At 51.3% G+C, this 5,239-nt stretch carries 7 protein-coding genes; 3 read left to right on the forward strand and 4 right to left on the reverse strand.

The annotated features are described in order from the left end of the window. The first annotated feature begins 271 nt into the window (after nt 1–271). On the forward strand, nt 272–400 hold the full coding sequence (locus IQ235_RS18190; RefSeq protein WP_264322829.1) for a hypothetical protein: 129 nt from the start codon (nt 272–274) through the stop codon (nt 398–400). A 38-nt stretch (nt 401–438) separates the two neighbouring features. Here IQ235_RS18190 and IQ235_RS18195 read toward each other — a convergent pair whose 3' ends face one another. From IQ235_RS18195 to IQ235_RS18205, 3 genes are all read right to left on the reverse strand, one after another. Next, nucleotides 439–792, reverse strand: coding sequence for a DUF1257 domain-containing protein (locus IQ235_RS18195; RefSeq protein ID WP_264322830.1), 354 nt, complete (start codon nt 790–792; stop codon nt 439–441). Nucleotides 793–901: 109 nt separating this feature from the next. After that, complete coding sequence (gene ycf46 / locus IQ235_RS18200) at nt 902–2,413, reverse strand: stress-responsive protein Ycf46 (RefSeq protein WP_264322831.1); 1,512 nt, start codon at nt 2,411–2,413, stop codon at nt 902–904. Between the two features lie 119 nt (nt 2,414–2,532). Then, on the reverse strand, nt 2,533–2,883 hold the full coding sequence (locus tag IQ235_RS18205; RefSeq protein ID WP_264322832.1) for a slr0373 family blue light stress response protein: 351 nt from the start codon (nt 2,881–2,883) through the stop codon (nt 2,533–2,535). Between the two features lie 265 nt (nt 2,884–3,148). Between IQ235_RS18205 and IQ235_RS18210 the strand changes: the two genes are divergently transcribed. After that, on the forward strand, nt 3,149–3,682 hold the full coding sequence (locus tag IQ235_RS18210; protein WP_264322833.1) for a hypothetical protein: 534 nt from the start codon (nt 3,149–3,151) through the stop codon (nt 3,680–3,682). 113 nt (nt 3,683–3,795) lie between these two features. Here IQ235_RS18210 and IQ235_RS18215 read toward each other — a convergent pair whose 3' ends face one another. After that, the gene (locus IQ235_RS18215; protein WP_264322834.1) at nt 3,796–4,644 is read right to left on the reverse strand and encodes a class I SAM-dependent methyltransferase; all 849 of its coding nucleotides are present in this window, start codon (nt 4,642–4,644) and stop codon (nt 3,796–3,798) included. Nucleotides 4,645–4,793: 149 nt separating this feature from the next. Here IQ235_RS18215 and IQ235_RS18220 point away from each other — a divergent pair. Beyond that, nucleotides 4,794–5,239: FAD-dependent oxidoreductase (locus IQ235_RS18220; protein ID WP_264322835.1), on the forward strand; the 446-nt coding region annotated here is incomplete at its 3' end.

The raw sequence follows: 5,239 nt of genomic DNA on the forward strand, positions 1-5,239 counted from the left end.
GACGACGGGAAGGGGAGAGAGCTGGGGGAGAGAACTGGAGAAGAAATTAAGCGATACGGCTGAGGGTACGCTGCGCGAACGTGCTTAATTATCATCTACCCATTCTTCAAGGGGTGCCGTTGCGTAAAATCGAGGTTCTGGGTTGTTCGATTGCTGGAGTTTGGAGGGGGTGTGTCGATCGATTCTTTCAGAAGTTGGTGTCAAGCGCGCGACCATGCTAATAGACCAGTCGCCAAAACCACTGCTACGGGGAGATTGCTCGATCTTTTTGTTGGATAAAACCGATAAACATGGAGAAGCGCGCTCGCCTTTGCACAGAAGCGATCGCGCCGAATATCCTTGGAGTACTTGGCAGTGTGAGCCGCCATCCGATGGGAAAAAACGGGTTAACTGGCAGTGAGAGAAGTTAACCCGAAACTTGGGAACGCGCAGAAGTAATTACTTTTGCACCACCAGCTTGACGTTGGCATTTTGCAGACCCGGACGGCGGATTTCCGTCAAAGTCTTGTTAACAGCGTACTTTTGGTTGATGGAGTTGATCAACTCCGTTTGATTGTGCTTCTTCGCAACGCCCCACAGGTCGGCAATCAGGTCGAAGGAACCGTCTCCATTGCGAGACCAGCCCAAATCGTAATCGCCTTCGAGGACTGCAACGATGTCCGAACGAACCCGCTGGCCGTTGTAGCCACGCACATCAGCGTCGGTTTTGACGGAGATGCCCAGATCGCGTAGGGATGCTTTCAAGATTTCGGCTTCGGTGATTTTGGTGCGAAGAGTGCTAAAATGAGACATTTGGATTTCCTCCTAATGGGAATTTGAAGTGGAACGACAACGTGTTGGATGTAAACTGCTAGCACTTGGGATGCTAGCCTTTGCCCCCGGCACAGCCGAGAGAAAGCCTTTAAAATTCCATTTGCTGGTATTCAGCCATGGAAGATGCCGCCGGTCTGGCTCGCTGTCGGGCCCAATCGCGCAAGGCGCTGACCTGTTCGGTCATGGTCTTCGACAGCGGCATAGTGGACTTAATCGCGGCAATAATGTCAAGCTGCGTGAACTCTCGATCTTGGGCGAAAGCTTCATACATTGCGGCGATCGCAGCTTGTTCGATTTCTGCTCCAGAAAACCCGTCGGAAACGTTAGCCAGTTGGTCTAAATCGAAGCGATCGATTTCCGAACGGCGTTTGGAGAGGTGAATTTTGAAAATTTCTTGGCGTTCTTCTTGGTTGGGTAAATCGACGAAAAAGATTTCATCGAAGCGACCTTTCCTCAGAAACTCTCCGGGTAAGCGTTCGACTCGGTTCGCCGTCGCCATGACGAAGACGGGAGATTTTTTCTCTTGCATCCAGGTGAGGAAAGAACCGAAGATGCGGCTAGAGGTTCCGCCATCGGAATCTGCCGAACCCGAACTACCCGCAAAGGATTTGTCTAACTCATCGATGAAGAGAATGACGGGTGAGATAGACTCGGCGGTTTTAAGGGCGTTTCGCAGATTCGCTTCCGATCGACCCACCATCGACCCATCGTACACTCGCCCCATATCCAGACGCAACAGGGGCAATCCCCACAGGCGAGAGGTGGTTTTGGCAATCAGGGACTTACCGCATCCGGGAACCCCGAGAATCAGCATTCCTTTGGGTTGGGGCAAACCGTAGGCTCGCGCTCGTTCGCTAAAGGCATTGGAGCGTTGGTGCAGCCACCGCTTGAGTTCTTCGAGGCCACCCACCGAATCGAGGGTTTCATCCTCTTCGATATACTCTAAAATTCCGTTGCGGCGAATCAGTTGCTTTTTCTCGGAAAGAACGACATCAACTTCTTCTTCAGTGAGGCGACTTGCCGTCACTTGAGCCTTTCGATAGACTTTTTGTGCTTCGTCGCGCGTCAAGCCCAGAGCCGCTTTGAGGAGTTTCTCGCGAGCATCGGTGTTGATTCGCTTGTTTTTCCCATCCTGAAGCTGGTGATTGAGTACCCGATCTAACTCTTTAAGATCTGGGAGAGGAAAGTCCAACACCACCACCTCTTTTTCTAGTTCGATGGGAACTTGCTGAACGGGAGACATGAGTAAGATATTTTTTTGCGATTCTTTGAAGGCGGCGATCGCATCTCGCAGGGAGCGCGTCACCGGGGGAGAATCCACAAATGGGTGTAAGTCTTTAAATATATAAAGTGCGGGATCTTTTTGGCGAATCACCCACTCGATCGCAGCTTCTGGAGAAACGGTATTGTGTTGGGTTGTCGTGCGCGGCTGACCGTACTCGACAATTCCGTTCGTCACCGTCCACACAAAAACGCGACGTTGGGGTTTTAGGGTTTGAGCAATAGTGGCAATCGCTTGCTCCGACCGCTCCTCTTCAGAGGTCACCAGGTATATTAATGGATATTGAGCTTTAATTAGGATGCTTAGCTCTTCTTTCATGACCTTCGACCTATTGAACGGTACTACCCTTATTTTGTTTCCTGCTCGACGAAACGGCAGGTAATATCAAATACAACTAATCGATAAAAATAATCGACATACATATATATCGATCGGCTCTAACAAGTGACGAGGGTTTCGACCTCTCGAGCTTGTTCGGACTCTACAGAAGAGTTGACCGGAGCTACAGAAACTTCGTCCTCTACCAGAATCCCTGGCTGATTGGCTAAAGAGACCATTTCGCCGTCTTTAACGATCGCGGGATGAGCGCATTCGGGACAGTTGTAAACTTGATGCGTCGTACCGTAGTTTTCTTCGATGCTCTCCACGATTTCGGGATGCTCTAGATAAAATACGATCGCTCGCTGGGCGATAGTCGACATGGGTTCTGAGTCCACTGCCGATCGAATCTTGAGTTTACGATGCAGCTCGGGTGAAAGATACAGGGTGACTTTTTGTTTGTCTTGCATACGACTTTGAGTTGGTTAACCCGGGTATGTAAAACACAATATCGGGATCTCTGGGATGCTGTCAAGACGTTAAGCCGTTTTGACAGCATTTTTGTAATATTAGTTTACACTTTGTCTCCGGAGGTGTTGGTTTCGGTGGGTGTAGGGGTATGTGTCTGGCTTGGCAGTGTTTAGTTGTTGAGCGACTTTGAGTTGGTTCATTTTGAATGACACCCATGTCGCCGCGCGCAAAATAGAAAGCTCGAGATTACTCGAGTTGGCAAATATGCAACGATTGAAACCACAAATTCAAAAAACTTGGGTTGTTGGGCTTTTTGTCCTGTCTCTATTCGGTTGCGGCGATCGAACTTTCCCCATGCCCAAGTCTTGGAAGACCTACGAAAATCCGCGATTTAGCTTTGAGTTGCCCTATCCGGGCGATTGGACTAGTGCTCGCGTGCCTTCTAATTTAGACGGACGAACGTTTTATCATCCTCAAAATCCCGAGGTTCGAGTGACCGGTTGGGGTGGGTACTTGCTGCGGACAGGTGAGAGTGGCAATATTTCTGAAGTTACGCCAGCTAACTTTACAACAGACCAAGGCGTACGGGGCAAATTGACGGTGGAGGTGGCATCTGAAGTGACTCTCGTGCGTCTGACTCTGATTGATGAGGCCGCGATTTATCATTTTGAGGGTCGATCGCCCAGCGGGGAGTTTGCGGACTACTACCGCTTGTTTTACGATATGGCGAGCCAGTATCGAATTGGTGAGACCGTGGGAGAAGTGGGGAAGATCGATCGGGGGCGATCCGAATTTTGATGGAGAATGTCAGCGTTTATAGGAGGAGAAGCATTCGGTTAACCGCTTTAGCGGCATTGATGCGTTATGCTGCACGCTTCACATCCTACCTGACTAGAGGCAAAGCGAAAGTCCTACGATCGTTTTCGGGCAACCTGCAACGCCGACAGGTGAGATAGCTCTATCTGCAAGCCGCAATTTCCTTCGAGGATGTCTCTCAACTCGGCAAATAGCGCTTCTCGTTGCTTAGCTTCGAGGGCGATGTAGGGGGATAGGGTGCTCAATAGTGCCAGATAATCGTCGATCGAATAAGTGACGTGGCGGGTGAGTTGCTCGGATACCAAGTCGTGGAAATAGCCGGAGTCGAGAACCGCGCGTCCGAAGCTGCAAAAGTTCTCTTCGTAGGTGGCTTTGTCGTCGTATCGATCGAGAGTGGGAGCATGGGTTCGATACGCAGGGCGCAAGATTTGGAAAAGTTCGTAGTTGGGCTGCGGGGGCGTATTCCACAGCAAAATCAGGGAACCGCGCTCGTTCAAGGCAGCGGCAGCTTTGGCACAGGCGATGTCCGGGGAAATCCAGTGAAACGAGGTGGCCGCGAGTACCGCAGAAAATAGATCGGCTTCCAGGGGCCATTTTTCAAAGGTGGTGTTGAGGATTGCGACGTTGGGGTAGCGATCGCAGTTTTGTCGCGCCAACTCGCAAGCATCCGGACTGGGTTCGAGGCACACCATCCCCAAACCCGATTTGGCAAAGTCTACCGTAGCAGTACCCGGACCGCAACCGAGTTCCAGGACGATTGCCTCTGGGGGCAGTTGAGCGATTTCGATCGCCCGATCGATGAGTTCTCGGGGATAGCTCGGACGAGTACGGTTGTAGGCACTAGCAACCTCGCCGTACCAGTTTTTTAGGAGTTCGGGAGACCCAGTTTTGGCCAGTTCGTCGTACCAGCGTCGCCAGTTGTTTTTGGGTTGGGATTCTTTCATGCGATCGCACCGGTAGATAGATTTAGATCGATTAACAAGATTTCGTCATCGCCAGAAGGCACGATCCCTATAGATATTGACGAATGAAATAGGATGGCGCTCGAAGAACCCGCTAAAATATAAGCCTACCTCATGCCGATCGCGAAACCATGACCGTTGACTCCCCCGTAGAATTTCAAGATGAATTTGATGTAGTCGTGGTGGGGGCGGGACACGCCGGATGTGATGCTGCCCTAGCTGCGGCCCGTCTGGGCTGCCGTACCCTGCTGCTGACCCTAAATCTCGATAAAATTGCGTGGCAACCTTGCAATCCAGCTGTCGGCGCACCGGCCAAGTCGCAATTGGTGCATGAAGTGGATGCGTTGGGGGGAGAAATTGGCAAAATGGCCGATCGCACCTACCTGCAAAAGCGAGTGCTGAACGCCTCGCGAGGACCAGCTGTTTGGGCGTTGCGGGCGCAGACCGATAAGCGGGAATACGCCGCTGTGATGAAGCAAATCGTCGAGAACCAAGAAAACCTATCCGTCCGGGAAGGGATGGTGACGGATTTGGTGCTGGGAAATCACGAAGAAGTGGTGGGGGTACAAACCTACTT

It is taken from the genome of Zarconia navalis LEGE 11467 (assembly GCF_015207075.1).
Lineage (GTDB): Bacteria > Cyanobacteriota > Cyanobacteriia > Cyanobacteriales > Geitlerinemataceae > Zarconia > Zarconia navalis.